26 protein-coding genes are annotated in these 23,302 nt (G+C 58.6%); 14 read left to right on the top strand and 12 right to left on the bottom strand.

Features of this window, described 5'->3' with window-relative positions; all coding sequences use genetic code 11:
• Positions 1-246 precede the first annotated feature (246 nt).
• Positions 247-1,098 carry a D-alanyl-D-alanine carboxypeptidase family protein gene (locus FHT73_RS23880; RefSeq protein WP_112610323.1) on the bottom strand — a complete coding sequence of 284 codons (852 nt, stop codon included), beginning with the start codon at positions 1,096-1,098 and terminating at the stop codon, positions 247-249.
• Between the two features lie 5 nt (positions 1,099-1,103).
• Between FHT73_RS23880 and FHT73_RS23875 the strand changes: the two genes are divergently transcribed.
• Entirely contained in the window at positions 1,104-1,352 is a 249-nt protein-coding gene (locus FHT73_RS23875) for a hypothetical protein (RefSeq protein ID WP_162708081.1), read from the top strand.
• Positions 1,353-1,367: 15 nt separating this feature from the next.
• Here FHT73_RS23875 and FHT73_RS23870 read toward each other — a convergent pair whose 3' ends face one another.
• On the bottom strand, positions 1,368-1,595 hold the full coding sequence (locus tag FHT73_RS23870; protein ID WP_246712207.1) for a DUF1127 domain-containing protein: 228 nt from the start codon (positions 1,593-1,595) through the stop codon (positions 1,368-1,370).
• 55 nt (positions 1,596-1,650) lie between these two features.
• Here FHT73_RS23870 and FHT73_RS23865 point away from each other — a divergent pair, with 55 nt between their 5' ends.
• Positions 1,651-2,577, top strand: coding sequence for a LysR family transcriptional regulator (locus FHT73_RS23865; RefSeq protein ID WP_112610317.1), 927 nt, complete (start codon positions 1,651-1,653; stop codon positions 2,575-2,577).
• A gap of 55 nt (positions 2,578-2,632) precedes the next feature.
• Here FHT73_RS23865 and FHT73_RS23860 read toward each other — a convergent pair whose 3' ends face one another.
• Positions 2,633-3,289, bottom strand: coding sequence for a dihydrofolate reductase family protein (locus FHT73_RS23860; RefSeq protein ID WP_112610315.1), 657 nt, complete (start codon positions 3,287-3,289; stop codon positions 2,633-2,635).
• A gap of 227 nt (positions 3,290-3,516) precedes the next feature.
• Here FHT73_RS23860 and FHT73_RS23855 point away from each other — a divergent pair, with 227 nt between their 5' ends.
• The 6 genes from FHT73_RS23855 to FHT73_RS23830 all read left to right on the top strand — a co-directional run bounded on the left by FHT73_RS23855 (position 3,517) and on the right by FHT73_RS23830 (position 10,354).
• On the top strand, positions 3,517-5,406 hold the full coding sequence (locus FHT73_RS23855) for an ABC transporter ATP-binding protein (protein ID WP_183715242.1): 1,890 nt from the start codon (positions 3,517-3,519) through the stop codon (positions 5,404-5,406).
• A 2-nt stretch (positions 5,407-5,408) separates the two neighbouring features.
• A complete protein-coding gene (locus FHT73_RS23850) occupies positions 5,409-7,310 on the top strand; it encodes an ABC transporter ATP-binding protein (protein ID WP_183715240.1) in 1,902 nt (633 codons plus the stop codon).
• Between the two features lie 37 nt (positions 7,311-7,347).
• A complete protein-coding gene (locus tag FHT73_RS23845) occupies positions 7,348-7,938 on the top strand; it encodes an NAD(P)H-dependent oxidoreductase (protein ID WP_112338394.1) in 591 nt (196 codons plus the stop codon).
• 146 nt (positions 7,939-8,084) lie between these two features.
• Complete coding sequence (locus FHT73_RS23840; protein WP_112610307.1) at positions 8,085-8,591, top strand: helix-turn-helix domain-containing protein; 507 nt, start codon at positions 8,085-8,087, stop codon at positions 8,589-8,591.
• Between the two features lie 17 nt (positions 8,592-8,608).
• Entirely contained in the window at positions 8,609-9,874 is a 1,266-nt protein-coding gene (gene fabF / locus FHT73_RS23835; RefSeq protein WP_112338392.1) for a beta-ketoacyl-ACP synthase II, read from the top strand.
• 57 nt (positions 9,875-9,931) lie between these two features.
• Positions 9,932-10,354 (top strand): DUF4864 domain-containing protein, encoded by a 423-nt coding sequence (locus tag FHT73_RS23830; RefSeq protein ID WP_183715238.1) that lies wholly within the window; start codon positions 9,932-9,934, stop codon positions 10,352-10,354.
• A gap of 180 nt (positions 10,355-10,534) precedes the next feature.
• Here the strand turns inward: FHT73_RS23830 and FHT73_RS23825 are convergent, their stop codons facing one another.
• From FHT73_RS23825 to coaD, 7 genes are all read right to left on the bottom strand, one after another.
• On the bottom strand, positions 10,535-11,425 hold the full coding sequence (locus tag FHT73_RS23825; RefSeq protein ID WP_183715254.1) for a cell wall hydrolase: 891 nt from the start codon (positions 11,423-11,425) through the stop codon (positions 10,535-10,537).
• 253 nt (positions 11,426-11,678) lie between these two features.
• Positions 11,679-12,104 (bottom strand): VOC family protein, encoded by a 426-nt coding sequence (locus tag FHT73_RS23820; protein ID WP_183715252.1) that lies wholly within the window; start codon positions 12,102-12,104, stop codon positions 11,679-11,681.
• Between the two features lie 243 nt (positions 12,105-12,347).
• Positions 12,348-13,478: a tRNA guanosine(34) transglycosylase Tgt gene (gene tgt, locus FHT73_RS23815; protein WP_183715236.1), complete on the bottom strand. Its 1,131-nt coding sequence runs from the start codon at positions 13,476-13,478 to the stop codon at positions 12,348-12,350.
• Between the two features lie 6 nt (positions 13,479-13,484).
• A complete protein-coding gene (gene queA, locus FHT73_RS23810) occupies positions 13,485-14,570 on the bottom strand; it encodes a tRNA preQ1(34) S-adenosylmethionine ribosyltransferase-isomerase QueA (RefSeq protein ID WP_183715234.1) in 1,086 nt (361 codons plus the stop codon).
• 88 nt (positions 14,571-14,658) lie between these two features.
• A complete protein-coding gene (locus tag FHT73_RS23805; RefSeq protein ID WP_015339890.1) occupies positions 14,659-15,159 on the bottom strand; it encodes a peptidylprolyl isomerase in 501 nt (166 codons plus the stop codon).
• A 34-nt stretch (positions 15,160-15,193) separates the two neighbouring features.
• Positions 15,194-15,766: a peptidylprolyl isomerase gene (locus FHT73_RS23800; protein ID WP_183715232.1), complete on the bottom strand. Its 573-nt coding sequence runs from the start codon at positions 15,764-15,766 to the stop codon at positions 15,194-15,196.
• 29 nt (positions 15,767-15,795) lie between these two features.
• Entirely contained in the window at positions 15,796-16,308 is a 513-nt protein-coding gene (gene coaD, locus FHT73_RS23795; RefSeq protein ID WP_015339888.1) for a pantetheine-phosphate adenylyltransferase, read from the bottom strand.
• Positions 16,309-16,510: 202 nt separating this feature from the next.
• Here coaD and FHT73_RS23790 point away from each other — a divergent pair, with 202 nt between their 5' ends.
• The 4 genes from FHT73_RS23790 to FHT73_RS23780 all read left to right on the top strand — a co-directional run bounded on the left by FHT73_RS23790 (position 16,511) and on the right by FHT73_RS23780 (position 18,259).
• Positions 16,511-16,735 carry a hypothetical protein gene (locus FHT73_RS23790; protein ID WP_246698826.1) on the top strand — a complete coding sequence of 75 codons (225 nt, stop codon included), beginning with the start codon at positions 16,511-16,513 and terminating at the stop codon, positions 16,733-16,735.
• A gap of 91 nt (positions 16,736-16,826) precedes the next feature.
• A complete protein-coding gene (locus tag FHT73_RS23785) occupies positions 16,827-16,985 on the top strand; it encodes a hypothetical protein (RefSeq protein WP_015339886.1) in 159 nt (52 codons plus the stop codon).
• 39 nt (positions 16,986-17,024) lie between these two features.
• Positions 17,025-17,159, top strand: coding sequence for a hypothetical protein (locus tag FHT73_RS29755; RefSeq protein ID WP_257713997.1), 135 nt, complete (start codon positions 17,025-17,027; stop codon positions 17,157-17,159).
• Between the two features lie 179 nt (positions 17,160-17,338).
• On the top strand, positions 17,339-18,259 hold the full coding sequence (locus FHT73_RS23780; protein ID WP_246712206.1) for an NAD(P)-dependent oxidoreductase: 921 nt from the start codon (positions 17,339-17,341) through the stop codon (positions 18,257-18,259).
• A gap of 147 nt (positions 18,260-18,406) precedes the next feature.
• On the opposite strand, the gene gyrA is transcribed toward FHT73_RS23780, so the two are convergent.
• The gene (gene gyrA, locus FHT73_RS23775) at positions 18,407-21,193 is read right to left on the bottom strand and encodes a DNA gyrase subunit A (protein ID WP_183715230.1); all 2,787 of its coding nucleotides are present in this window, start codon (positions 21,191-21,193) and stop codon (positions 18,407-18,409) included.
• A 224-nt stretch (positions 21,194-21,417) separates the two neighbouring features.
• Between gyrA and FHT73_RS23770 the strand changes: the two genes are divergently transcribed.
• Together FHT73_RS23770 and FHT73_RS23765 are read left to right on the top strand one after the other, a co-directional pair.
• On the top strand, positions 21,418-22,050 hold the full coding sequence (locus tag FHT73_RS23770; protein ID WP_069612164.1) for a MarC family protein: 633 nt from the start codon (positions 21,418-21,420) through the stop codon (positions 22,048-22,050).
• Between the two features lie 170 nt (positions 22,051-22,220).
• Positions 22,221-22,415 (top strand): hypothetical protein, encoded by a 195-nt coding sequence (locus FHT73_RS23765; RefSeq protein WP_162701001.1) that lies wholly within the window; start codon positions 22,221-22,223, stop codon positions 22,413-22,415.
• A 69-nt stretch (positions 22,416-22,484) separates the two neighbouring features.
• Here the strand turns inward: FHT73_RS23765 and FHT73_RS23760 are convergent, their stop codons facing one another.
• Positions 22,485-23,030: a single-stranded DNA-binding protein gene (locus tag FHT73_RS23760; RefSeq protein WP_112415241.1), complete on the bottom strand. Its 546-nt coding sequence runs from the start codon at positions 23,028-23,030 to the stop codon at positions 22,485-22,487.
• Between the last annotated feature and the right edge of the window lie 272 nt (positions 23,031-23,302).

Genomic DNA, 23,302 nt, shown 5'->3' with positions numbered 1-23,302 from the left:
ATATCTATAGAATCTTGCAAATGAAGTAATAACAGATATTATTGTGTCGCGTTTCTAAATTGATTACTTTGTCTCATCTCTAAATAGCCGTGACAGTATGTGGTTTACGGGTACATTCTATTTTAAAGTGCGACATGCCAATGATTTTCAATGGCTTCACTTTGGAGGTTTTGGCATGTCCCACTGCTGTCAGCAACTCACCCTCGCCGATCGACGGCGTCTTCCTCCTCCCTCGATGCGCCAAAATCAGTTGGTGGTGCTCTGTTTAACCGTCACTGTCGAACCGGTAGCGACGGTCGCTGTCGGCACATAAGCGTCAAGAAGGCTCGCCATCTTGTCGTCGCGAATTTGCGCCGTCTTTTCGCCCATCACGACGCCGACTACGCGGCGGCCGTTTTTCGAGGCTGACGTCACGAGATTGTAGCCGGAGGCATCGGTATAACCGGTCTTGATGCCATCGGCGCCTGCGTATCGATACATCAGATTGTTGTGGCCCCGCAGCTTCATGCCGCGGAACTTCATGCCGCGAAGCGAGAAAAGTTTGAACTCTTCCGGAAAGTCGCGCATGAGCGCAACGCCCAGCGTTGCCATGTCGTGCGCGGTCGTGACCTGTTCCGGATCCGGCAAACCTGACGGATTCTTGAAGACGGTCTTGCTCATGCCAAGCTGGTGCGCCTTCGCAGTCATGATCTTGCCGAAGCTCTCCTCCGAGCCACCAAGCTGCTCGGCAATCGCGACAGCCGCATCATTGGCCGACAGGACGACGATGCCTTCGACAGCCTCGCGCGTCGTGACCTTGCGGCCTGCACCGATCGCGAATTTGAAGGGCTCCTTGCTCTCCGCATTCTCCGACATGGTCAGCTTCTGATCCCATTTCAGGCGACCGTCATGCAGCGCTTCGAAGGCGAGATAAAGCGTCATCATCTTGGTGAGCGAGGCCGGATAATTCAGCTCGTTCTCGTTCGATGCTTCCAGCACTTGGCCGCTATGCGCATCCACGAGATAACTCGCCTGCCCGGCCTCCGCTGCCGAAGCTGCACCGAGAAGCGATAGGGTCGAAATCGCCGCGGCGAGGAGCAGGGATTTTGTCTTGAGCATGGATTTTGCGGTCTCGTACTTTGATGTTCCGGGCGAAACAGCAGATCACCGAGGAAACCGGCTGCCTGCTTTCGAGCGGAATGGATCGGGCAAATCTGTGGCGGAAAAAAGAACAATGGGATGAAAAAAGGACGATCGGAAAATACTCCCCAGACCATTTTGCCCGCCCTCGCCCAAATGCCAAGCTTTCAACCGCTTTCCGCCGGCAATCGCTGCAAGATACCGCTATTCCAACCCGCGCGCCGATGGTTTGAACGCCCTCAAGCGCCCTATCCCCAGAACCATGACTTATTGACTTCGGTCCTAGCCTCGGCGCGCGTCATGCCAATGTCTCGAAGCTGGTCATCGGTCAGCTCGCGCAGGTTCCATCTCGTCTCGCGCTTTTCAAGATAGGTCAGGAATCTCTCCAGCGCTTTTCGCCACAATTCTCGCGTTCGCCGACCTCTACCTGCAACGGCGGCCGCTGCTTGCATCGGTCTGTTGATATCGGTCGTCATTTTCCTGCTCCTCAGGCTCATTTGAACATGAGCTTAGGATGCACTGGCGCTGACAATGAATGAAGCTTATGATATTTATACAAACCATAAGGAATTCTTTTTGCTCAGCCTGGATCAGCTAGCCGCCTTTGTCAGTGTTGTCGATCTCGGAAGCTTTACAGCCGCTGCCGATAAGGCCGGGCTCACACAACCGGCTGTCAGCCTGCAGGTGAAACTGCTGGAACAGCGTCTCGGCGTAAAGCTGATCGAGCGCGTCGGCAGGCGGGCGCAGCCCTCGCCGGCCGGGCTTGATTTGCTTGCGCATGCCCGCCGCATCATCGAAGCCTGCTCGATCGCAGAGGAGTCGATGACGCCTTTTCGAGAGGGATCGGTCGGACGCGTGCGAATCGGCAGCGGCGGCACCGCTTCGATTCATCTGCTGCCCCGCGCCATCGCCATAGCAAAGAAGCGCATGCCCGATCTCGAGATCATCGTCCGTGTCGGCAATATCGAGGAGATTCTGCGTGATCTCGAAGCCAATGCGTTGGACCTCGCGGTCGTTGCCCTGCCCGCCTCTGGCCGTTCGCTGGAAGTCGAGCCATTCCATGAAGACGAGCTTCTGGCCGTAGCCCCCAAGGGAAGCGTGATGCCGGAGGGCGGGCCGGATGTAGAGTTCATGAAAACCAAGACGATGCTGCTTTACGAAGGCGGCAACACGCGTCGCGCCACGAATGGATGGTTCGAGGCCGGCAGGGTTCACCCCGAGCCGGCCATGGAGTTTGGGAGTGTCGAAGCCATCAAGGAACTGGTCGCCGCCGGCCTCGGATGGTCCATCCTTCCCGACATGGCTCTGAGACGGGATAGGTCGGGCCAGCTGGTTACCTCGCCACTCAAGCCGAGGCTCGTTCGGCAACTCGGCATGGTGTTGCGCCGGGACAAGCATCTCACAAGAGGTCTTCGCGAAGTCATGAAAGCGCTGCGTGATTTTCAAACATCGGAATAGGCGATGTAAACCTTGGCAGGACATCTAGACAGTGTCCCGCCCCGGCCTTGGCTGCCTATTCGAGCCGCCTGCGGCGCTCCATCTCCTCTTCAGAGGGATTCTGACCAACAAAGGAGCCCGTCTTCACCGGCCCATCGGGTTCGTAGGTCGCGAAGATGACGCCGGTCGGAGAGATCTTGCTGCGCAGCAGCTTCATTGCGCAAGGCACTGCCCCGCCGGCAAACAGCTTCTTGCCGCCGCCCAGCACCAGCGGAAAGATCACCAGATGGTATTCGTCGATCAGCCCTTGGCGGAGCAGGGTCTGAATGAAATCGCCACTGCCCTGGATCAGCAGATCCGGCCCCTCACCCGCCTTCAGTTCCCTGATTGCAGCAACGACATCCTTGCCGAGCGATCGGCTCTTGTTCCATTTCAATTCGGCGTCGCCGCGCGTCGCGACATATTTGGTGACGCTGTTGAATTTATTGGCAATCGGATTGTCGTTGTCGATATAGGGCCAATAGGCTGCGAAAATGTCATATGTCTTGCGGCCGAGCAGCAGATCGAACGGCTTTTCGAACAGTTCGAAGAGCGTCTTGCCGGTTTCCTCGTCAGAGTGCGGGAAGACCCAGCCGCCATACTTGAAGCCGCCGGTCGGATCCTCGTCCGGACCACCGGGTGCCTGCATGACGCCGTCGAGGCTGATGAATGTCGCTGCGATAATCTTGCGCATGATGCTCTCCTTTTCTGGCATGGTGCCCAAAGGACGCCTCATCAAGCTCCATCCCGACATCTCATCGGCAATTTTTTGAACACGCAATCTAACGTTCGCGTGGCACTTGTGACCGATTGACTCTTGAACGTCGCCATGGAATCGGCAAAATTCATCCTATCAATACTTTCCCTGAGATACGAACCCGTCAGCGGGCCCGCCTCGTTCAATTATGCCTGGATAAAAGCGTGAGCAGCGATTCATCAAGAAGCGCGGCGAAGCCATTGGCCTCGCGTGCGCATATCAATGCGGTCGGGTGGGGCCAAGGCCTGTCGACGATTGTCCGGATCACCCATATGACGCTGCGCCACCCATGGCAGACGAGCTTCGCCATAGGGGCAACATTCGTAGCTGCAACGTTGCAGCTGACGATCCCGCGCCTGCTCGGTCGCGCGGTCGATCAGACACAGACAGCGGTCGCTGGTGGTACCGCTGGCCAGATCGCCGAAAATGCTTTGATGACGACCGCTTTGCTGCTGCTCGTCGTCAGCGTTCTGCGCGGCCTGTTCACGATGGTGCAGAACTATTACAGCGAATCCGTCGGCCACCATATGGGCTACGAGCTCCGGCTTGCCTGCTACGAGAAGATCCAGCAGCTCTCCTTCAGCTTCCACGATAAGGTCCATTCCGGTGATCTCATCACCGTCGGCCTGCTCGATCTCGAAGGCGTGCGCATGTATTTCTCCACCGCGCTGGTGCGCATGGTGCTGCTCACCATGCTGATCGGTGTCGGCGCCTATATGCTGCTTACGACGGATGTGGCACTTGGCCTCCTGGCCTTGAGTTTCGTGCCCTTCGTCGCCTGGCGTTCCTCCGTCACGCAGCTGCGCCTGCGTTCGACATGGCTGGAGCTACAGGAACGGCTCTCGGTGCTGACGCGCGTCATGGAGGAAAATCTCGGCGGCATCCGTGTCGTCCGGGCCTTTGCCGCTCAGGCGCATGAAATCCTGAAGTTCGATCGTGCCTCCCACAATGCGCTTTCGCTGGCGCACAAGCGCGTCGGCATCCGCGTGGTTAATACCAGCGCCATGAACTTCTCCTTTTTCGCGTCTATGGGGCTAGTGCTTTGGCTGGGTGGTCTCAAGGTCATTGCGGGCGAGATCAGCGTCGGCACGCTGGCCTCGTTCCTGACCTTCATGACCATCCTGCAGATGCCGGTGCGCCAGCTTGGCCTGATGGTGAATGCTTTTGCCCGCGCATCGACCTGTGGCTCGCGCCTGTTTGCGCTGCTCGATCTCGATATCCCCATCAAGGATGCCCCGGACGCCAAGCCGCTCGTCGTGACCGACGGCACGCTGCGGTTCGAGAATGTCGACTTCAGCTATCCAGGCGCTGAAGAACGCCCGGTGTTGAAGAATATCTGTTTCGAGGCAAGACGCGGTGAAACGATCGGCATTGTCGGCCCGCCCGGTAGCGGCAAGTCCACCATCGCGCATCTCATTCCACGCTTCTACGATGTCACGGCCGGAGGGATCACTCTTGACGGTCAGGATATCCGCAAGACGACACTGCAATCGCTGCGGCAGAACGTTGCCGTCGTGCAGCAGGATTCCTTCCTGTTCACGACGAGCATCGAGAACAACATTGCCTATGGCGATCCTTGGGCAAAGGAAACCCGCATCGAGCGCGCCGCAGAGTCGGCGCAGTTGCATAATTACATTCTCGGCCTGCCCGCCGGCTACACCACGGTCGTCGGCGAGCGCGGCGTATCTCTTTCCGGTGGTCAGCGCCAGCGCCTGACGATCGCCCGGACATTGATGCTGAAGCCCGCCGTCATGGTCTTCGACGATTCCACCGCCGCGATCGACGCCGCGACGGAGCAGCGCATCCGCAGCGCCATGAAGCGTTTTGCCCGCGACCGCGTGACCCTGATCGTCGCCCATCGACTGAGCTCGCTGATGCATGCCGACCAGATCCTCTTCATCGAGGATGGCGAGATCGTCGAGCGCGGCACGCATGAGCAGCTTTTGGCCGCCGCTGGCCGTTACAAGGCGCTTTACGATCTCCAGGTTCGCCCGGAGGACGATGTCGTCAGGACGTCGGGCGACGTGCTCGAAAGAGCAAAGAGGGAGGTATGACAATGTCGGACATCACCGAAACCGAGCGCAACGATGTGCGCGACGACGGTCGCCGCCCTCCCCGCGCAGTTGTCGGCTCGCACCGTGTCGAAGAAGAGATCTTTGGCAAGGTCTTCGACAGCAAGATCATCCGCCGCATCTGGGCCTTCGTCAGCCCCTACCGCCGGCAGGTCTATATTTCGGTCGTCGCCGTTCTGCTTTTCACGGGATCGCAGATCGTCATCCCGCTCGTGATCCGGCATGCGATCGACAAGGCGATGGCACCCGGTGCCATCGATTACTCCGCGCTTTGGCTGTCCCTGGCGATTTTTTCTGCGGCCATTCTCGTCAACTACGGCGCGAGCTACGTGCAAGAAACCTTTGTCGGCCAAGTCGCCGAAGAAGTGTTGTTCGACATCCGCCGGGCGATGCTCGCGCATCTGCAGCGCGTCTCTCTGTCCTTCATGGACAAGACGGAAGTCGGACGTTTGATGTCGCGCCTGCAGGGCGACGTGAACTCGATGCAGGAATTCCTTGAAACTTCAGTGCTTTCCGTCGGCGATATAGCCCTGCTTTTCGGCATCGTCATCGTCATGCTGTCGCTCGATTTCCGGCTCGGCCTTCTGACGCTATCCGTCATGCCGATCCTCTTCATCGTGCGGCTGTTCTGGCTGCCGAAGGCGCGTGTCGCCTTCATGAACGCGCATGAGACCAACTCCGTCACCAATGGGGCGCTGGCGGAGGCCATCCATGGCGTACGCGCTGTCCAGGGCATGCATCGGCAATCCGTCAATTTCGCTCTTTTTGATGACAAGGCACATACGAATCTTCAGTCGCATCTGACGGCGGCACGCTATGCGCAGATCATGGTGCCGATCGTCGATACGCTGACCGGCATGGCGATGGCGATCGTTATCATTGTCGGCGGCTCGATGGTGCTGAACCACAGGCTCGATGTCGGCATCATGGTCGCTTTCCTGTTCTACATCCAGCGCTTCTTCGATCCGATCCGCTCGCTCACCATGCAATATTCGGTGATGCAGCGCGCCATGGCCTCCGGCCAGCGGTTGACCGAAGTGCTCGACGTTCCGGTTGACATCAAAGATGCGCCGGATGCGATCGAGCTCTCGGCCGACATGGACGGCTCCGTGGAATTCCGCGATGTGATCTTCGGCTATGATCCGAAGCACCCTGTGCTGAAGAATGTCAGCTTCAGGGTCAATCCAGGAGAAACGGTGGCGCTGATCGGGCCGACGGGCTCGGGCAAATCCAGTTCGATGGCGCTTATCCATCGCTTCTATGATGTGCAGCAGGGCCAGGTACTGGTCGGCGGTCACGACGTGCGCTCCCTCACCCAGGATTCGCTCGGCCGCCAGATCGCCATGGTGTTGCAGGAGCCGTTCCTCTTCACCGGCACGGTGCTGGAGAACATCCGCTACAACAAGGCGGAAGCGACGCGCGAGGAAGTCATAGAAGCCGCCAAGGCCGTCGGCGCGCATGAGTTCATCATGCGCCTTCCGGATGGCTACGATTCCGTTCTTGGCGAGCGCGGCGGCGGTCTTTCGCTCGGCCAGCGCCAGCTCGTCAGCTTCGCCCGCGCTCTCGTGGCCGATGCCAAGATCCTCGTGCTCGACGAAGCGACGGCGAATATCGACAGCTACACCGAAATGCTGATTCAGAAGGCGTTGGTGAAGCTGCTCGAAGGCCGCACCGGTCTCGTCATCGCCCATCGCCTAGCCACCATCCGCGAAGCCGACCGCATCATCGTGCTGCAAAACGGCCAACTGCTTGAAAGCGGCAACCACAATCAGCTGATGGCAAACGGCAAGCTTTACTCAAAGCTCTATAACCTCAATTATGCGTCCTTCGACGACATTCCGGAGGAAGAGGCGTCTGCTTCAGTGCCTGCGGAGTCGCAGACCTAGAGTAAGGTCACAAAAAACTGTGGGGGCATAATCAACAATGACCGACAGTATTCTGGTTCTCTACGGTTCCTACCGCTCGGATCGCCTCGGCATCCGTCTCGCGAATTATCTCGTAACCAGCCTGCGTCAGCGCGGAAACGATGTGGAGCTCATCGACGCCAAAGCAGTTGGCCTGCCGATGCTGGACCGGATGTATAAGGAATATCCCAAAGGCTCCGCTCCCTCGGCCATGGAGCAGCTTGCCGAGAAAATTCTGGCTGCCGATGCCTTCGTCTTCGTCACGGGCGAATATAATTGGGGCATGCAACCCGGCCTGAAAAACCTGACCGACCATTACCTTGAGGAGTGGTTTTGGCGACCGGCGGCGATTGCCAGCTATTCCGGCGGCCGCCTTTCCGGCGCACATGCGGCGGTTTCCTGGCACGGCACCCTTTCCGAGATGGGAATGGTCGTCATCTCAAGTGCTCTTGCTGTCGCCAATATTTCAGCTGCATTGGACGTTGAAGGCAAACCGACAGGGAGCGGAGGTGATGCCCTTGCAAAAGCGTTTCCCCGTTTTGCCGAGGACCTCGCCTGGTGGACCGAGGCAGCAAAACTGCAGCGTGCCCGCAAGGCACCTCCTTACTGAAAACCTGCCGCCTGGCCGCAGCCAGGCGCATTTCGCTCATCCCCACCTAGCCTCGCATGCCAGCAGATTGAGTTCCAGCTTCGCGCAAATCTGGCTCCGCGATAGTAACTTGCATCATGATAGTTACTCGTGCTATCTGCCTCTGCATGCAAAGAACGAGCTTCAGCAGTTTCAAATGCCCAGCCGCCCGTGCGCTCGAAAGCGTCGGTGACTGGTGGAGTATTCTGATCTTGCGCGATGCGCTTCAGGGGTTGAGGCGGTTTGATGAATTCCAGAAAAGCCTTGGAATTGCACCCAATATTCTGACGCGCCGGCTCAAGCATCTGACCGATGAAGGTCTGTTTGAGCGGCGGCTCTATCAAGAGCGGCCGCCTCGCTACGAATATGTCTTGACTGACAAGGGCCGAGATTTCTTCCCTGTGCTGATGGCGCTCTTCACTTGGGGCAATCGGCACTTGCCTGCCGAAGAAGTCGCCGTGCGGCTAGCCGACGCTAACACCGGTGAAGATCGTGACCCGCTTCTCATCGACCGCGTCACCGGCCGCGCCTTTCAGCCCGAAGACACGATCCTCGTGCCGGGACCGGCCGCCGACGACGCGGTTCACGAACGCATTGCCCAGATGAAAGCATGGTTTCTGGGCTTCGACGCCTGAGATAATAGGAGCAAAAGATGGATCGTATCGTCGTCACCGGCATGGGCCTGGTTTCGCCCCTGGGCGTGGGTGTCAATGCAAGCTGGAAGAGGCTTGTCGAGGGGCGCTCAGGCCTGAGGCTGTTGCCCGAAGAAATGGTGGGCGATCTCGGAGCGAAGATCGGCGGCGTCGTTCCCGATAGCGCCGAAGATCCCGAGGCGGGCTTCGATGCCGATCGCTATGTGCCCGTCAAAGACCAGAAGAAGATGGATCGCTTCATCCTCTTCGCCATGGCTGCCGCCGAGGAAGCGATCCTCCAGTCGGGCTGGCAACCGACTGACGTCGGCGCTCTGGAGCGGACGGCCACGATCATTGCATCGGGCGTCGGTGGCTTTCCCGCCATCGCCGATGCCGTGCGCACAGCCGAAACGAAGGGCGTGCGGCGTTTGTCACCCTTCACGATCCCCTCCTTCCTCGTCAATCTTGCCGCTGGCCAGGTGAGTATCCGCTATGGCTTCAAGGGGCCGCTCGGTGCACCGGTCACCGCCTGTGCGGCCAGCGTGCAGGCAATCGGCGATGCGGCGCGGTTGATCCGCTCCGGAGAGGCCGATGTTGCCATCTGCGGCGGAGCGGAAGCCTGCATCGACAAGGTCAGCCTTGGCGGCTTTGCTGCGGCGCGCGCGCTTTCGACAGGCTTCAGCAATCGCCCCGAGGAAGCCTCTCGTCCCTTCGACAGTGGCCGTGACGGCTTCGTCATGGGTGAAGGCGCGGGAATGCTTGTCATTGAGACGTTGGAGCATGCCCTTGCGCGTGGTGCCACGCCGCTTGCCGAGCTTGTCGGCTATGGCACCGCCGCTGATGCCTATCACATGACGGCAGGGCCGGAAGACGGCGATGGCGCACGCCGGGCTATGCTCGCTGCCCTCGCCCAAGCACGGATTTCGCCTGCCGAGGTCAAACACCTGAATGCGCACGCGACATCGACCCAAGTCGGTGACCGCGGCGAGATGGAAGCAATTAAGACCGTCTTCGGCCGCGAGGGTGCGATTGCCGTCAGTGGCACGAAGGCGGCGACTGGCCACCTTCTGGGCGCGGCCGGCGGCATGGAAGCGATCTTCACCATCATGGCGCTGCGGGACCAGATCGCGCCGCCGACGCGCAATCTGCAGGATCCGGATCCGGCGGCCGAGGGCATCGATATTGTCGGCGGCACGGCGCGACCGATGGCCATGGACTACGCAATCTCCAATGGTTTCGGTTTCGGCGGCGTCAACGCCAGCGCCCTCTTCCGCCGCTGGCAGTAATCGCTTCTGCTTGCGGTCAAAGCGCGCTAAGCTTTCTCCATATGGCTGGGGATGGACATGCGCGCTTTTTCTTTCGCCGTTTTTCTCTTCTGCGCTGCCTTTGCACCGGTCGCTTACGCGGAAGATCCGGTGCAAACGGCGCAGAGCCTTATTGAGCAGCAGATCGAAGCTTTTCTGCACGATGATGCGGCGACCGCCTATTCCTTCGCCGCACCTGGCATCAAGGCGCTCTTTCCCGACAAGGACAGCTTCTTCGCCATGGTGAGGAAGAACTACCTGCCGGTCTATCATCCCGGCAACTATGCCTTCGGCAAAAGCCGCGCGATCGACAATGGCGCAGTCGTCTATCAGGAGGTGTTGATCACAGGTACCGATGACAAGGACTGGACGGCGATCTACCAGATAACTCGTCAGCCGGACGGCAGTTATAAGATCAACGGCGTGCAGATTCTTGCCAAAACGGCAAGTGAGGGCATTTAGAGCATTTCCGCTTTTATTCGAATCGCGAAAACGCTCTATCTTTTTGTTTTTACGCAGTTCCGGACGCAAAACCGCTTCGCACTTTTGCTGGAACAGCTCTAAAGCATCGCTGGCTACAAAACGCAAACAGCGCACCTCTAAACAAGAGACGCGCTGTCATCAAGCATGGGCCCGATCTTATTAACCGCGAACTCTAAGCGAATTTCCTGCGGGCGTGTTGCCTTCGAATTCCGGCCGCGGTTGCGGAATCACAACTGTCGAAGCCGGCATAGGCGTATTCGTGTATGTGGTCTCGCCGCTCGAGAGCGGTCCTGAAATTGCCATGTCGGTAGGTGCGGGCGTCGGAATCGGAACCGCAGTCGGGATGACGACGGCACTCTGCGGCATGGTCACCGTCGGATTCGAGACCGGCGTGAAGGCTGCTACGGCAGACGTCATGGACGCAGGCTGCGTTTCCGGCAGGACGAACGGAGATTGCGGCGCGCCCTGCGCGGGCACGTAATTCATCGCAACTTCATAGGCCGGAAGCGGCGCAGGCGTCTGTAATTCGCCATCGCGACCACGCTTCTCATAGAACGCGTTGCCGCCGGCATAAGCGACGTAGTGCATATTATCGTATGGGAATCTCAGGCCTTCGGTATGAAAGAACATCGCGTCCTTCACCTGGGGATGCCGCTCGCCGCGCAGGATCTTCGAGGCAGCGACTTCAAGATCGGGCTTTGCCTGATCCTTGACTTCCCTGGTCATCACGCCTGGAGCGAACTGCTTTTCCTGGGCAACGACGCCGCATATCGTGGGTGGATAAGCACCGGAGGTCAGCCGGTTCATTACGACCGTACCGACAGCCATGTAACCGCTCGGGTCGGAACGCTCTGATTCGAAGTACATTGCACGTTCGAGACAGTCCTTGTCCTTCGTCGTGTAATTGTACGTTACTTTAGCGCCACGAATGGGCTTGGTGGTATTGCTGGGGGTGGGGGTTGTCTTCTGCGTCGTCGTGCAGCCCGTAGCGGCCAAACCGACAACCAATAGCCCCGAAAAACATGCCCCGAATTTGCGTTGCGCCCTCAACGGCAAGTGCCTCCTATTTTCGGTAGTACAGCCCTTATCGATTAAGAGAATGCGTTTTAGCCGGATTTTTTCAAAATTCCAAGCGGCCACGCAATCAAATCTGCCAATGACGTTTTTCAAAGGCGGATGGACCGTTTATTCCGATTCGCTATTTTTCCCAATGGTTTATTGTCGCCGAGCTCATTTTGAAACACGGCCGGGAACGGAAATTGCCCAAGGCAAGCCCGTTCCGGCCGGCTCAGAATGATGTTTGTTAAGGATAGCAATCAATCGATAATAAATGATTTACCAACAGAGCAAGGTCCATGCGCCAGCCGACTTCGACGAGGATTCGCCCCGGCGCGAAACAATAGAACGACCAATTGCCGCGTATGATCGAAGGTGGCTTCGAAACTTCACAGCCGCTCGATTTCACCCGCTCGAACAACAGATCAACCGCCTCGCGGGAGTGCTGCATGAAGCCGATGTGATAGGTATTGCGACCGACGGAGACGCCATCGGCGCCGCCGAATTTCGCGACAGGCCGGCTGATGACAAGTTCAAGTCCGGCATCGTCGCGAAGGATGGCAAGGCCATTTGCGCCCCGCGTTTCCACCTCCGTCAGACCGAAAACGGAAACAAAAAAATCCCGGGTCGCGGCGACATCGGGAACGTGCAAATCCAGGTGGTTCAGTCTCATGACAGCTCCAAAAGGCTTTCCCGCGGAGACATGTCGGTCGAAACGGCACGCCAACGCGAGACACTCGACCACAATGGTCAAGTTCCGCGTCGCGGGCTCTCATAACCAACGGCTAGGAGCAGTGCTTCCAGATTGGAAGGGGTTGGGCCTACCGAAACCAACCCTGCCTTTTCCGACACGCTTCTGTTAGCGCGAAACCGCCACTGGAGCAAGATCGCGTGGCGCATCCTCGTCGTCATTGAATCAAACGGGCTCGAGATCACCCCTCGCCCAATTTTCCTGCGTCTCGGCCATGAAATCGGCAAAGCGGCCTTCGGCGATCGCCTGGCGAATGCCCTGCATCAGTTCCTGATAGTAGGCGAGATTGTGCCAGGAGAGCAGCATACCGCCGAGCGCTTCGTTGGCGCGGACGAGATGGTGCAGGTAGGCGCGGGAATAATCCCGCGAAGCCGGGCAATTGGACTGCTCGTCCAACGGACGCATGTCTTCGGCGTGGCGGGCATTGCGGATATTCACCTTGCCGCGGCGCGTGAAGGCCAATCCATGACGACCCGAGCGGGTCGGCATCACGCAATCGAACATGTCGATGCCGCGGGCGACGGATTTCAGGATGTCGTCGGGCGTGCCGACGCCCATCAGATAGCGCGGCTTCTCAGTCGGCAGCTCCGGAAGCGTGATCTCGAGCATGCGCAGCATGACTTCCTGTGGCTCGCCGACGGCAAGGCCGCCGACCGCATAGCCCTTCAGGTCCATACCGCTTAGCGCCTTTGCGGAGCGGACGCGCAGCTCCGGCACGTCGCCACCCTGGACGATGCCGAACATCGCCTTGCCCGGCTGGTTGCCGAAGGCAACCTTGCAGCGCTCCGCCCACCGCAGCGACATTTCCATGGCGCGCTCGATTTCTTTCGGCGTTGCCGGCAGGGCGACGCATTCGTCGAGTTGCATCTGGATATCGGAGCCGAGCAATCCCTGGATCTCGATCGATCGCTCCGGTGACATGTGATGCAAGCTGCCGTCGACATGCGATTTGAAGGTGACGCCCTGCTCATCGAGTTTACGCAGACCGGACAGCGACATCACCTGAAAGCCACCTGAATCGGTGAGGATCGGGTGCGGCCAGCGGATCAGCTGATGCAACCCACCGAGGCGGGCGACGCGCTCGGCTGTCGGGCGCAACATCAGGTGATAGGTATTACCGAGAATGATATCGGCGCCTGTTTCGCGTACCTGATCCAGATACATCGCCTTGACAGTGCCGACGGTACCGACAGGCATGAAGGCCGGCGTGCGGATCGTGCCGCGCGGCATGGAGACTTCCCCGAGGCGGGCGCCGCCATCGGTCTTCTTCAATTGAAACTGAAAGCTCTCGCTCATTTCGTTCTAGTCTTTCCGGTGGAGCAGGCTGCCATCGCCATAGGAATAGAAGCGATAGCCCGTCTCGATAGCATGGGTATAGGCCGCGCGCATCGTATCGAGGCCGGCAAAGGCCGATACGAGCATGAACAGGGTCGAGCGCGGCAGGTGGAAATTGGTCATCAGCATATCAACGGCCTTGAAGCGGTAGCCGGGCGTGATAAAAATGCCCGTGGCGCCTTGCCAGGGCTGGATTGTGCCGTCATCAGCGGCGGCGCTTTCGATCAGTCGCAGCGACGTGGTGCCGACGCAGACGACGCGCCCGCCCCTCGCCTTGACGGCGTTGAGCTTCTCGGCGGTGGCGGCATCCACATAGCCGATCTCGAAATGCATCTTGTGATCGTCGGTATCGTCGGCCTTGACAGGCAGGAAGGTGCCGGCCCCGACATGCAGCGTCACGAAATGCCGCTCGACACCCATGGAATCGAGCGCGGCAAACAAGGATGGCGTGAAGTGCAGGCCAGCGGTGGGCGCTGCGACCGCGCCCTCTTCACGCGCATAGATCGTCTGGTAATCGGCGCGATCGCGCTCGTCTTCCGGGCGCTTCGCCGCGATATAGGGTGGCAGCGGAATATGCCCAACGCTGGCAATCGCCTCGTCGAGAGCCGGACCGGACAGATCGAACCGCAGGGTAATCTCGCCGCCCTCGCCCTTGTCCTCGACAGTGGCGTCGAGCGAACCGAGCGCGCAGACATTTTCGCCGTGACCGAACTGGATGCGATCGCCGATCTTGATACGCTTGCCGGGTTTGGCAAAGGCCTTCCAGCGGTCGGGTGCGGCGCGCATATGGAGGGTAGCAGACACCTGCTGGCCGGGCGCGCCTTCGCGGTGACGAATGCCTTCCAGCTGCGCCGGGATAACCTTGGTATCGTTGAAGACCACCGCGTCGCCTGGGCGCAGGAAGGATGGCAGATCCCGTATCTGATAGTCGCTCAGCGCATGCGAGCCATTGTTCGGATCGACAACAAGCAGACGCGCGCTGTCGCGCGGCTCGGCAGGCCTGAGCGCGATACGCTCCTCCGGCAGGTCGAAATCGAAAAGGTCAACACGCATTCAATTGGTCCAGGCAGTTCATCCAGGCAAAGCGAAACCCGCCCCTCACGCCCAAGGCGCAAGAGGCGGGTTTCAGGAATAATCACGATCAGACGTCGGCGGCAACCCGCGCGGAGACGATCGAATCCGGATCCTTTACCGGCTCGCCGCGTTTGATCTGGTCAACAAACTCCATGCCGGAGATGACCTGACCCCAAACGGAGTACTGCTTGTTCAGCCAAGGTGCATCTGTGAAGCAGATGAAGAACTGCGAATTGGCCGAGTTCGGATTTTGCGAACGAGCCATCGAGCACGTACCACGAACGTGCGGAGTTGCGGAGAATTCAGCCTTCAGGTCAGGCTTGGACGAGCCGCCGGTGCCGGCGCGGGCGGTGTTGCCGCCAACCTTGCCATGCTCGACATCACCGGTCTGAGCCATGAATCCGTCGATGACGCGATGGAAAACAACGTTGTCATAAGCCTTTTCACGGGCAAGCTCCTTGATGCGGGCAACATGTTCCGGAGCGACCTGCGGCAGAAGCTGAATGACAACCTGGCCCTTGGTGGTTTCCAGGATGAGGGTGTTTTCTGGATCCTTGATCTCAGCCATGTTCGTTTCCTTGTTCTCTCTGTTTGCTTTGGAGTTATTTCTTGGTGACGGTGACCTTGACCATCTTGTCAGGGTTGCTCACTTCGCCGTTCTGGCCTTCGCCACGCTTGATCTTGTCGACGAGCTCCATGCCCGAGATGACCTTGCCGACGACCGTGTACTGGCCGTTCAGGAAAGCGCCGTCGGCGAACATGATGAAGAACTGCGAGTTGGCGGAATTCGGGTCCTGGGCGCGCGCCATACCGACAATGCCGCGCGTGAACGGAACCTTGGAGAATTCGGCCGGAAGGTTCGGCAGATCGGAACCGCCGGTGCCGGCCTTGTTCGGATCAAAACCCTTGGAGGCGTTACCATACTGAACGTCGCCCGTCTGAGCCATGAAGCCATCGATAACGCGATGGAACACGACGTTGTCGTAAGCGCCCTTCTTCGCCAGCGCTTCGATCTGCGCGACGTGCTTCGGAGCAACTTCCGGCATCAGCTGGATAACCACCGGGCCGTCCTTGAGCTGGATGGTCAAAAGATCTGCAGCTGCGGCCGAGAACGCACTGCCTGCGAAGGCGGCAAGGCTCAGGAATCCTGCCAATGCAATATGAAAGAGTTTCATGGATGCTCCGTTCGGGATTGGATTTCGGCTCAGCTGTTGCCGCTGGCCTTATTTTTGAGTTTGCCGTTCAGCGCTTCCAGAACCGCCGACGGCACGAAGGCGCTGACATCGCCGCCCATGGATGCGATCTGCCGCACCAATGTGGCGGTTATAGGCCGCGAGGCCGTGCCGGCAGGCAGAAACAGCGTCTGAATATCCGGCGCCATCTGCCTGTTCATGCCGGCCATCTGCATTTCATAATCAAGATCGGTGCCATCGCGCAGGCCGCGTACAAGCAAGGTCGCGCCGTGGGCGCGAGCGGCATCGACAACCAGATTGTCGAAAGCGACGACGGAAATATCGCCCGCCTTCTGCGGCAGAGCCTCACCGAGCGATCTGCGGATCAGCTCCGCCCGCTCCTCGAAAGAGAAAAGCGGCTTCTTGCCCGGATGAATGCCGATCGCGACGATCACCTTGGCGGCGACATTCAACGCCTGCACGAGGACATCCAAATGTCCGTTGGTCATCGGGTCGAAGGACCCTGGATAGAAGGCTGTCGTCATTATCAAGCCGGCTCGTTGTTTCGACGCCTTTTGTCATGGATGAGGCCGTATCGCAAGTGATTTGCAACCCGGCGGCAGCCTCTGAACTGCAGATGAACACGCCGTTCAAGCCTGTTTCAGCTCGACAATGCTTTACTGGCATCAACATCGAAACGGGCCTGGTTCAACGGCTCGCCGATCTCGGTTTCAGGGACATCATGCCATGCTCGTCTTCATCATCGCAGGCGCCATCATCGGTTCATTTTTCGTCGAATACCTCGTTCATCTTTTCTCCGACCATTATGAGATCGAATGGGATTCCGCCTCGGAAAACAGCAAAGATATCAATTTTGCCCAAGAAATCGCCACTGCCATGCGCAAGACGCATCGCGAATCTGAACGCCAGATGAACAAGGCATTCAAGGTCGCTTCAGGCACACATTGCTAGATAGCTCTCAATATCGGCGGAACCATTTGGAAAACGCCGCGTTAACAGTCCGAAACTCAGATTGCACATTGCGGCAAGAAGGAAGAAGAGTATGCCCGACAAGATCACCCTTATTAACGTTGTTTGGATGGCCATGATTTCGGGAATGCTTGCAGCAACCGTTGCGCTTTACGATCAGAAACCCGACCAGTCGAAGATCTACGGTCCCTTTGCTTCGGCTCGTCCCTTCGTTGCCTCGAGCCAGTACTAAGGGATCTGAACGCTAGTCCCACCAAAGGAGGGAGCGATCATGTTCACAATTTTGACGCTGCTTACACTTTTCATCAGCATCATGTTTGTCGTGTCAGTCGCATCCACCATTTCGGCGCTTCATCGCGAAAGCGAAGAGAGCAAGAGGCTGCATAAGCGTCACAAGACGCTCTGATCTCCGCGTACCGAGCACCTCCCCCGCCACATAGCTCGCATGGAACCTGAACCGGACGCTTTCCCCGCCAGCGTCCGGTTTTTTTCCCTTATGGTCCCGGCGCTTCCCTTAGGCCCCACTGCCAAGACGCAAAAGCATGATTTTGTAAGAGGAAGCGCGCCGGTTGCTTCAATCATGCTATGGTGATCGCGGTTCATCGAGGGATCAAGATGCGCATTGTCCTGATAGGCAGCTCCGGGCGACTTGGCCGGGCGATCTTTAATGCCCTGGCGCCAAGCCATATGGTGATAGGCATCGATCGTTCACCGTTTTCAACGACGCATCTCCTTGGAGATTTTACCGATGCGGCGTTGCTGCGCCGGGCGCTGACGGATGCGGATGCAGTCATCCATTGCGCGGCCTTGCACGCCCCTCATGTCGGCACGGTTTCCGAGGATGAATTTCGGCGCATCAATGTGGATGGAACACGGCAGCTGGCGGAAGCGGCGCTGGCTGCCGGCGTGAGACGACTGGTGTTTACCAGTACGACCGCACTTTATGGTCGAGCGGTCGTTCCCGGTCATTGCACATGGGTCGATGAAGACACCGCACCGCAACCGAAAAGCATCTATCACCGCACGAAACTGGAAGCCGAGCAGATCCTTAAAGGCATGACTGGCCCGGGTTTGCAGGTCCGCGTTTTACGCATGTCTCGAAGCTTTCCGGAGCCGACCAATGTGATGGCTGTTCATCGCCTGCATCGCGGCGTCGATATCCGCGATGTTGCGGATGCCCATGTCGCGGCGCTGACGAACAGCGGCAAAGATTTTCAACGACATATCGTTTCCGCCGGCACGCTATTTAAACCACAAGACTGCGAAGCGCTCGCGGCCGATGCCGCCTCCGTCATCCAGCTGCGCGCGCCCGGCCTTGCCGCGAAATTTGCACAGCGAAACTGGTCGCTGCCGGACAGAATCGATCGCATTTATGCATCTAAATCTGCGGGCACGGTTCTCGGCTGGCATTTCCGTTTTGGTTATGACGAGGTTTTCGCACAGCTCGAGCGGGAAAGCCTGGAGGTTCTTCCGCCTTTTTCGCAGGGCAACGGACAAGCGGAATAAAGGGTTAGGAACGGCCACCAGATTCGGTGCGCTATGCTCCAAATGACAATTGCGTGAGCCTGTTGCCAAGCTCACGCGATCGAAAACCTTCAGCGTCCAAGATGGGCCAGCCCGGCCCCACTGCTCTCCAAGCGGCCACAGCGAAGACTATTCTTCGCTGCCACCCTCGCTGCCGGCATCTCCGGCAGCAGCATCGTCCTCGGCTGCCGAAGCATCATCCTCGTCGCCTTCCGGCTCGCTGATACGCTCGACGGATACGACTTTCTCGTCCTTTGCAGTAGAGAAGATGGTGACGCCCTTGGTGGCGCGGCTGGCGACGCGGATGCCGCCGACCGGCACACGGATCAGCTGACCGCCATCCGAGACGAGCATGATCTGATCGCCATCTTCGACCGGGAAGGCGGCGACGAGTTCGCCGATCTCGCCCGTCTTCGACGTGTCGGTGGCGCGGATACCCTTGCCGCCGCGACCGGAGATGCGGAAATCGTAAGAAGACGACCGCTTGCCGAAGCCCTTTTCCGAAATCGTCAGGATGAACTGCTCGAGCGCCTTGAGTTCTTCGTAGCGCTCGTCGCCGAGCTGTCCCTCTTCGGTGACTTCTTCGCCGACCAGTGCAATCTCCTCATCGTCACCCGTCGCGGAGCGGCGCTCACTGACGGAGCGCTTGAGATAGGCTGCGCGCTCCCACGGCTCGGCATCCACATGCCGGACGATCGTCATCGAAATGATGCGATCGCCTGGTGCAAGCGTGATACCGCGAACGCCGATCGAATTGCGGCCGGCAAAGACACGCACATCCGATACGGAGAAGCGGATGCACTGGCCGAGCGCCGTCGTCATCAGCACGTCGTCATGTTCGGTGCAGGTCTCCACGGAGAGGATTTCGTCACCCTCCTCCTCGAGCTTCATGGCGATTTTGCCGTTGCGGTTCACCTGAACGAAATCCGACAGCTTGTTGCGGCGCACGGTTCCGCGCGTCGTCGTGAACATGACGTCGAGATTGTCCCAGGTGCTCTCGTCTTCCGGCAACGGCATAATCGTGGTGATGCGTTCGCCGGGCTCCAGCGGCAGCATGTTGATCAGCGCCTTGCCGCGCGATGTCGGCGTGCCGATCGGCAGACGCCAGACCTTTTCCTTGTAGACGATACCGCGAGACGAGAAGAACAGGACTGGCGTATGCGTATTGAGAACGAATAGCCGGGTAACGAAATCTTCGTCACGAGTGGTCATCCCGGAGCGGCCCTTGCCGCCGCGGCGCTGCGCACGATAGGTGGTCAGCGGCACGCGCTTGATGTAGCCGAGATGGGAAACGGTGACGACCATGTCCTCGCGGGCGATCAGATCCTCGTCGTCCATCTCAAGACCGCCATCAACGATCTCGGTGCGGCGCGGCGTCCCAAATTCGTCGCGAACGGCAGCAAGCTCATCTTTTACGATGGTTTGGATGCGGGCACGCGACGAGAGAATATCAAGATAGTCCTTGATCTCAGCGCCGATCTGATTGAGTTCTTCATCGATTTCGTCACGGCCGAGAGCGGTTAGACGTGCCAGACGCAGTTCGAGAATGGCGCGAGCCTGCTCCTCCGAAAGATTATAGGTTCCGTCTTCGTTGATGCGATGGCGGGGATCGTCAATTAGCCGGATAAGCGACTCAACGTCAGCCGCATTCCAGCGGCGCGTCATCAGCTCTTCGCGGGCCGATTGCGGATCCGGCGCCTGGCGGATAACACGGATGACTTCGTCGATATTGGCGACGGCAATCGCCAGACCGACCAAGACGTGAGCGCGATCACGGGCCTTGCGCAGCAGATATTTGGTGCGGCGGCTGATGACTTCCTCGCGGAACGCCACGAAAGCGCGCAGCATGTCCATCAGGTTCATCAGCTCGGGTTTGCCGCCGTTCAGCGCCACCATGTTGCAGCCGAAAGAGGTCTGCAGCGGCGTATAGCGATAAAGCTGGTTCAGGATGACGTCGGCATTGGCATCGCGCTTCAGCTCGACGACGACGCGATAGCCCTGGCGGTCGGACTCATCACGCAGGTCCGAGATGCCCTCGATGCGCTTCTCGCGCACGAGTTCGGCCATCTTTTCGATCATCGACGCCTTGTTCACCTGATAGGGAACCTCGGTGATGATGATCTGCTCGCGATCGCCACGCATCGGCTCGATGGTCGCGACACCGCGCATGACGACGGAGCCGCGCCCCGTCTCATAGGCGGAGCGGATGCCGGCGCGGCCGAGAATTTTCGCGCCGGTCGGGAAATCCGGACCGGGGATGATCTCCATCATCTCAGGCAGCTCGATCGCCGGATTGTCGATCAGCGCGATACAGCCGTTGATGACTTCGGAGAGATTGTGCGGCGGAATGTTCGTCGCCATACCGACCGCGATGCCGCCGGAGCCGTTGACGAGCAGGTTCGGGAAGCGCGCCGGCAGAACCTTCGGTTCTTCCGTCGTCGCGTCGTAGTTTTCCTGGAAATCGACCGTTTCCTTGTCGATATCCTCGAGAAGCTCGTGGGCGACCTTCGTCAGGCGGGATTCCGTGTAGCGCATCGCCGCCGGCGGATCGCCGTCGATCGAGCCGAAATTGCCCTGCCCGTCGATAAGCGGCACACGCATCGACCAATCCTGCGCCATGCGGACCAAGGCGTCATAGATCGAAGCGTCGCCGTGCGGGTGATAGCTACCCATGACGTCGGCGACGGGACGGGCCGACTTCACATATTTGCGGTTCCAGTGATAGCCGCTCTGATGCGCCGCGTAGAGGATGCGCCGATGAACGGGCTTCAAACCATCGCGAACGTCAGGAAGCGCACGGCTGACGATAACGCTCATGGCGTAATCGAGATACGACCGCTGCATTTCCTCGATGATGGAAATCGGCTCGATGCCTGGCGGGAGCTTCCCGCCGCCGGGTGGTGTTTGCTCAGTCAAAACAGATCACGATCTCTTTTAGAATCACTGCGAAATTTATAGCCGAAAGGCCTGGCGAGCGCCAATTTTGGCCGGTGTTTTTGAACAGGTTTTGCCCCTTTAAGCCATGGAATCGAACATTTCCATGGCGAAACTGATCAACACCAGCGCATGACCCTTTGCGAAAGCCCGTTCCTCGCATAACAATGCTCGCTAACAGCGACAGAACAAGCTTCGGGGACTATATGGCGAGCGCGGATACGCTGATCAATGCCTTCACGACTCTGCTTGTCACTGTCGATCCGCCGGGGCTCGCGCCGCTTTTCATCGGACTTACGGCTGGCATGAATCGTTCGGAGCGCAAGCAAGTGGCGCTGCGCGGCTCGCTGATCGCCTTCTTCATCCTGGCGGCCTTCGCCCTGTTCGGCGCCAGCGTGCTTGGTGTGCTTGGTATCTCCATCGGCGCCTTCCGCATTGCCGGCGGCTTGCTGCTGTTCTGGATCGCCTTCGAGATGGTGTTCGAGCGGCGGCAGGACAGGAAGGAAAAGACGACCGAAGTCGCGATCACCAAGGATCATATCCGCAATATTGCGGTCTTCCCCCTCGCCCTGCCCCTGATCGCCGGTCCTGGCGCCATCTCCGCCACCATTCTGTTGGCCGGCTCGCTGCAAACGACGCTTGACCGGGCGCAGCTGATCGGCGTCATCGCCGTCAATCTCGCCCTGGTCTTTGCAGCCCTTGCCATTTCAGACAGGCTCGACCGAATGCTCGGCGCTACCGGCCGCGCCATTCTCACCCGGCTGCTCGGGGTTATTCTTGCGGCGCTTGCCGCGCAGTTTGTCGTGGATGGAGCAAAAGCGGCGCTCACGCTTTCGTGAAAAGCACGTCGGTCAGACGGTTTGTTCGATGAGCCGGGATACTCGGTAACTGAAAGCGCTCGGAGCTCTCGATGTTAAAAAGCGTAATAAGATCAGTCTTCAAAAGGTATGGCTATACGTTTCTCAAGACGGTGTATCTGCGCGACTATAAGGACAGCGAATATGCTTCAATGAGCATTGTCACCGAGGATGACCTCAACAAGAAAATCCTGTTCATCTATCTGCGCGATGAGGTTACCCGAACACATATTCTCACCGAGAAAAATCTCACTCAAACTATCGATGCGTGTGAAGCTATACTGAGAGAAATTAAAGGGGCTACGAAGGATAAATCAATTGATAATCCAGCCGCCCTAGAAGAATAGCGAAGACAAATCGAAGCTGATAAAAACCCGCCAAAAGACGGGTTCCAAAGTCAGTCGGGCACGCCGATCTCAGAACGGGATGTCATCATCCAGATCGCGCGAGAAGTTGCCGCCGCCCTGGCTGCTGCCACCACGGTTGCCACCGCCACGGGAGGAGCCTTGCGATGAGGACTGGCCGTAGTCGTCGCCACCGTAGTCGCCGCCAAAATCACCGCCGCCGCGGCCACCACGACTTCCACCTTCGATGGAACCGCCGCCCTCGCCGCGGCCATCGAGCATGGTCAGGGTCGAATTGAAGCCCTGCAGCACGACTTCGGTCGAGTAGCGGTCCTGACCGTTCTGATCCTGCCATTTGCGCGTTTGCAGCGCGCCCTCGATGTAAACCTTGGCACCCTTCTTCAGATATTGCTCAGCCACCTTGCAGAGGCCTTCATTGAAGATGACGACGCGGTGCCATTCGGTCTTTTCCTTGCGCTCGCCGGAATTGCGGTCGCGCCAGGTCTCCGACGTGGCAATATTGAGGTTGGCGATCGGGCGGCCGTCCTGCGTGCGGCGGATTTCCGGGTCCGCCCCGAGATTTCCAACCAGAATTACCTTGTTCACACTACCGGCCATGATACCACCCTGCTTGCCGCCCATCGACGGCTTTGAAATTCTATGGGGAGCACCTTAACCCATAGCGGGCGTCAGGTGCTATTTATGCGGCCTTCTCAGTTCCGTTCATCCACAAAGAAATCGCCGCGATAATTTTGTTCTTTATTTGTTCTAATTTATCCCTATGATGATGTCAACGGAATCGAAAACCCGGCTCCATCCCTTCATTTCAGCCTCGACTCGCGGGCTGACATCACTAAATAAAGGCAGACTCCAAAGGACCTGCATACGAC

The sequence above is a fragment of the Rhizobium sp. BK098 genome (genome assembly GCF_014193155.1).
GTDB lineage: Bacteria > Pseudomonadota > Alphaproteobacteria > Rhizobiales > Rhizobiaceae > Rhizobium.
This window is presented reverse-complemented; position numbering and strand designations above follow the sequence as displayed.

Coding starts and splice junctions, on each gene's coding strand:
- FHT73_RS23880 (WP_112610323.1), bottom strand. CDS start 1,098: ATGCTCAAGACAAAATCCCTGCTCCTCGCCGCGGCGATTTCGACCCTA.
- FHT73_RS23870 (WP_246712207.1), bottom strand. CDS start 1,595: ATGACGACCGATATCAACAGACCGATGCAAGCAGCGGCCGCCGTTGCA.
- FHT73_RS23865 (WP_112610317.1), top strand. CDS start 1,651: ATGAATGAAGCTTATGATATTTATACAAACCATAAGGAATTCTTTTTG.
- FHT73_RS23860 (WP_112610315.1), bottom strand. CDS start 3,289: ATGCGCAAGATTATCGCAGCGACATTCATCAGCCTCGACGGCGTCATG.
- FHT73_RS23850 (WP_183715240.1), top strand. CDS start 5,409: ATGTCGGACATCACCGAAACCGAGCGCAACGATGTGCGCGACGACGGT.
- FHT73_RS23845 (WP_112338394.1), top strand. CDS start 7,348: ATGACCGACAGTATTCTGGTTCTCTACGGTTCCTACCGCTCGGATCGC.
- FHT73_RS23840 (WP_112610307.1), top strand. CDS start 8,085: ATGCAAAGAACGAGCTTCAGCAGTTTCAAATGCCCAGCCGCCCGTGCG.
- fabF (WP_112338392.1), top strand. CDS start 8,609: ATGGATCGTATCGTCGTCACCGGCATGGGCCTGGTTTCGCCCCTGGGC.
- FHT73_RS23830 (WP_183715238.1), top strand. CDS start 9,932: ATGCGCGCTTTTTCTTTCGCCGTTTTTCTCTTCTGCGCTGCCTTTGCA.
- FHT73_RS23820 (WP_183715252.1), bottom strand. CDS start 12,104: ATGAGACTGAACCACCTGGATTTGCACGTTCCCGATGTCGCCGCGACC.
- tgt (WP_183715236.1), bottom strand. CDS start 13,478: ATGAGCGAGAGCTTTCAGTTTCAATTGAAGAAGACCGATGGCGGCGCC.
- queA (WP_183715234.1), bottom strand. CDS start 14,570: ATGCGTGTTGACCTTTTCGATTTCGACCTGCCGGAGGAGCGTATCGCG.
- FHT73_RS23805 (WP_015339890.1), bottom strand. CDS start 15,159: ATGGCTGAGATCAAGGATCCAGAAAACACCCTCATCCTGGAAACCACC.
- FHT73_RS23800 (WP_183715232.1), bottom strand. CDS start 15,766: ATGAAACTCTTTCATATTGCATTGGCAGGATTCCTGAGCCTTGCCGCC.
- coaD (WP_015339888.1), bottom strand. CDS start 16,308: ATGACGACAGCCTTCTATCCAGGGTCCTTCGACCCGATGACCAACGGA.
- FHT73_RS23790 (WP_246698826.1), top strand. CDS start 16,511: ATGCTCGTCTTCATCATCGCAGGCGCCATCATCGGTTCATTTTTCGTC.
- FHT73_RS23785 (WP_015339886.1), top strand. CDS start 16,827: ATGCCCGACAAGATCACCCTTATTAACGTTGTTTGGATGGCCATGATT.
- FHT73_RS29755 (WP_257713997.1), top strand. CDS start 17,025: ATGTTCACAATTTTGACGCTGCTTACACTTTTCATCAGCATCATGTTT.
- FHT73_RS23780 (WP_246712206.1), top strand. CDS start 17,339: ATGGTGATCGCGGTTCATCGAGGGATCAAGATGCGCATTGTCCTGATA.
- FHT73_RS23770 (WP_069612164.1), top strand. CDS start 21,418: ATGGCGAGCGCGGATACGCTGATCAATGCCTTCACGACTCTGCTTGTC.
- FHT73_RS23765 (WP_162701001.1), top strand. CDS start 22,221: ATGAGCATTGTCACCGAGGATGACCTCAACAAGAAAATCCTGTTCATC.
- FHT73_RS23760 (WP_112415241.1), bottom strand. CDS start 23,030: ATGGCCGGTAGTGTGAACAAGGTAATTCTGGTTGGAAATCTCGGGGCG.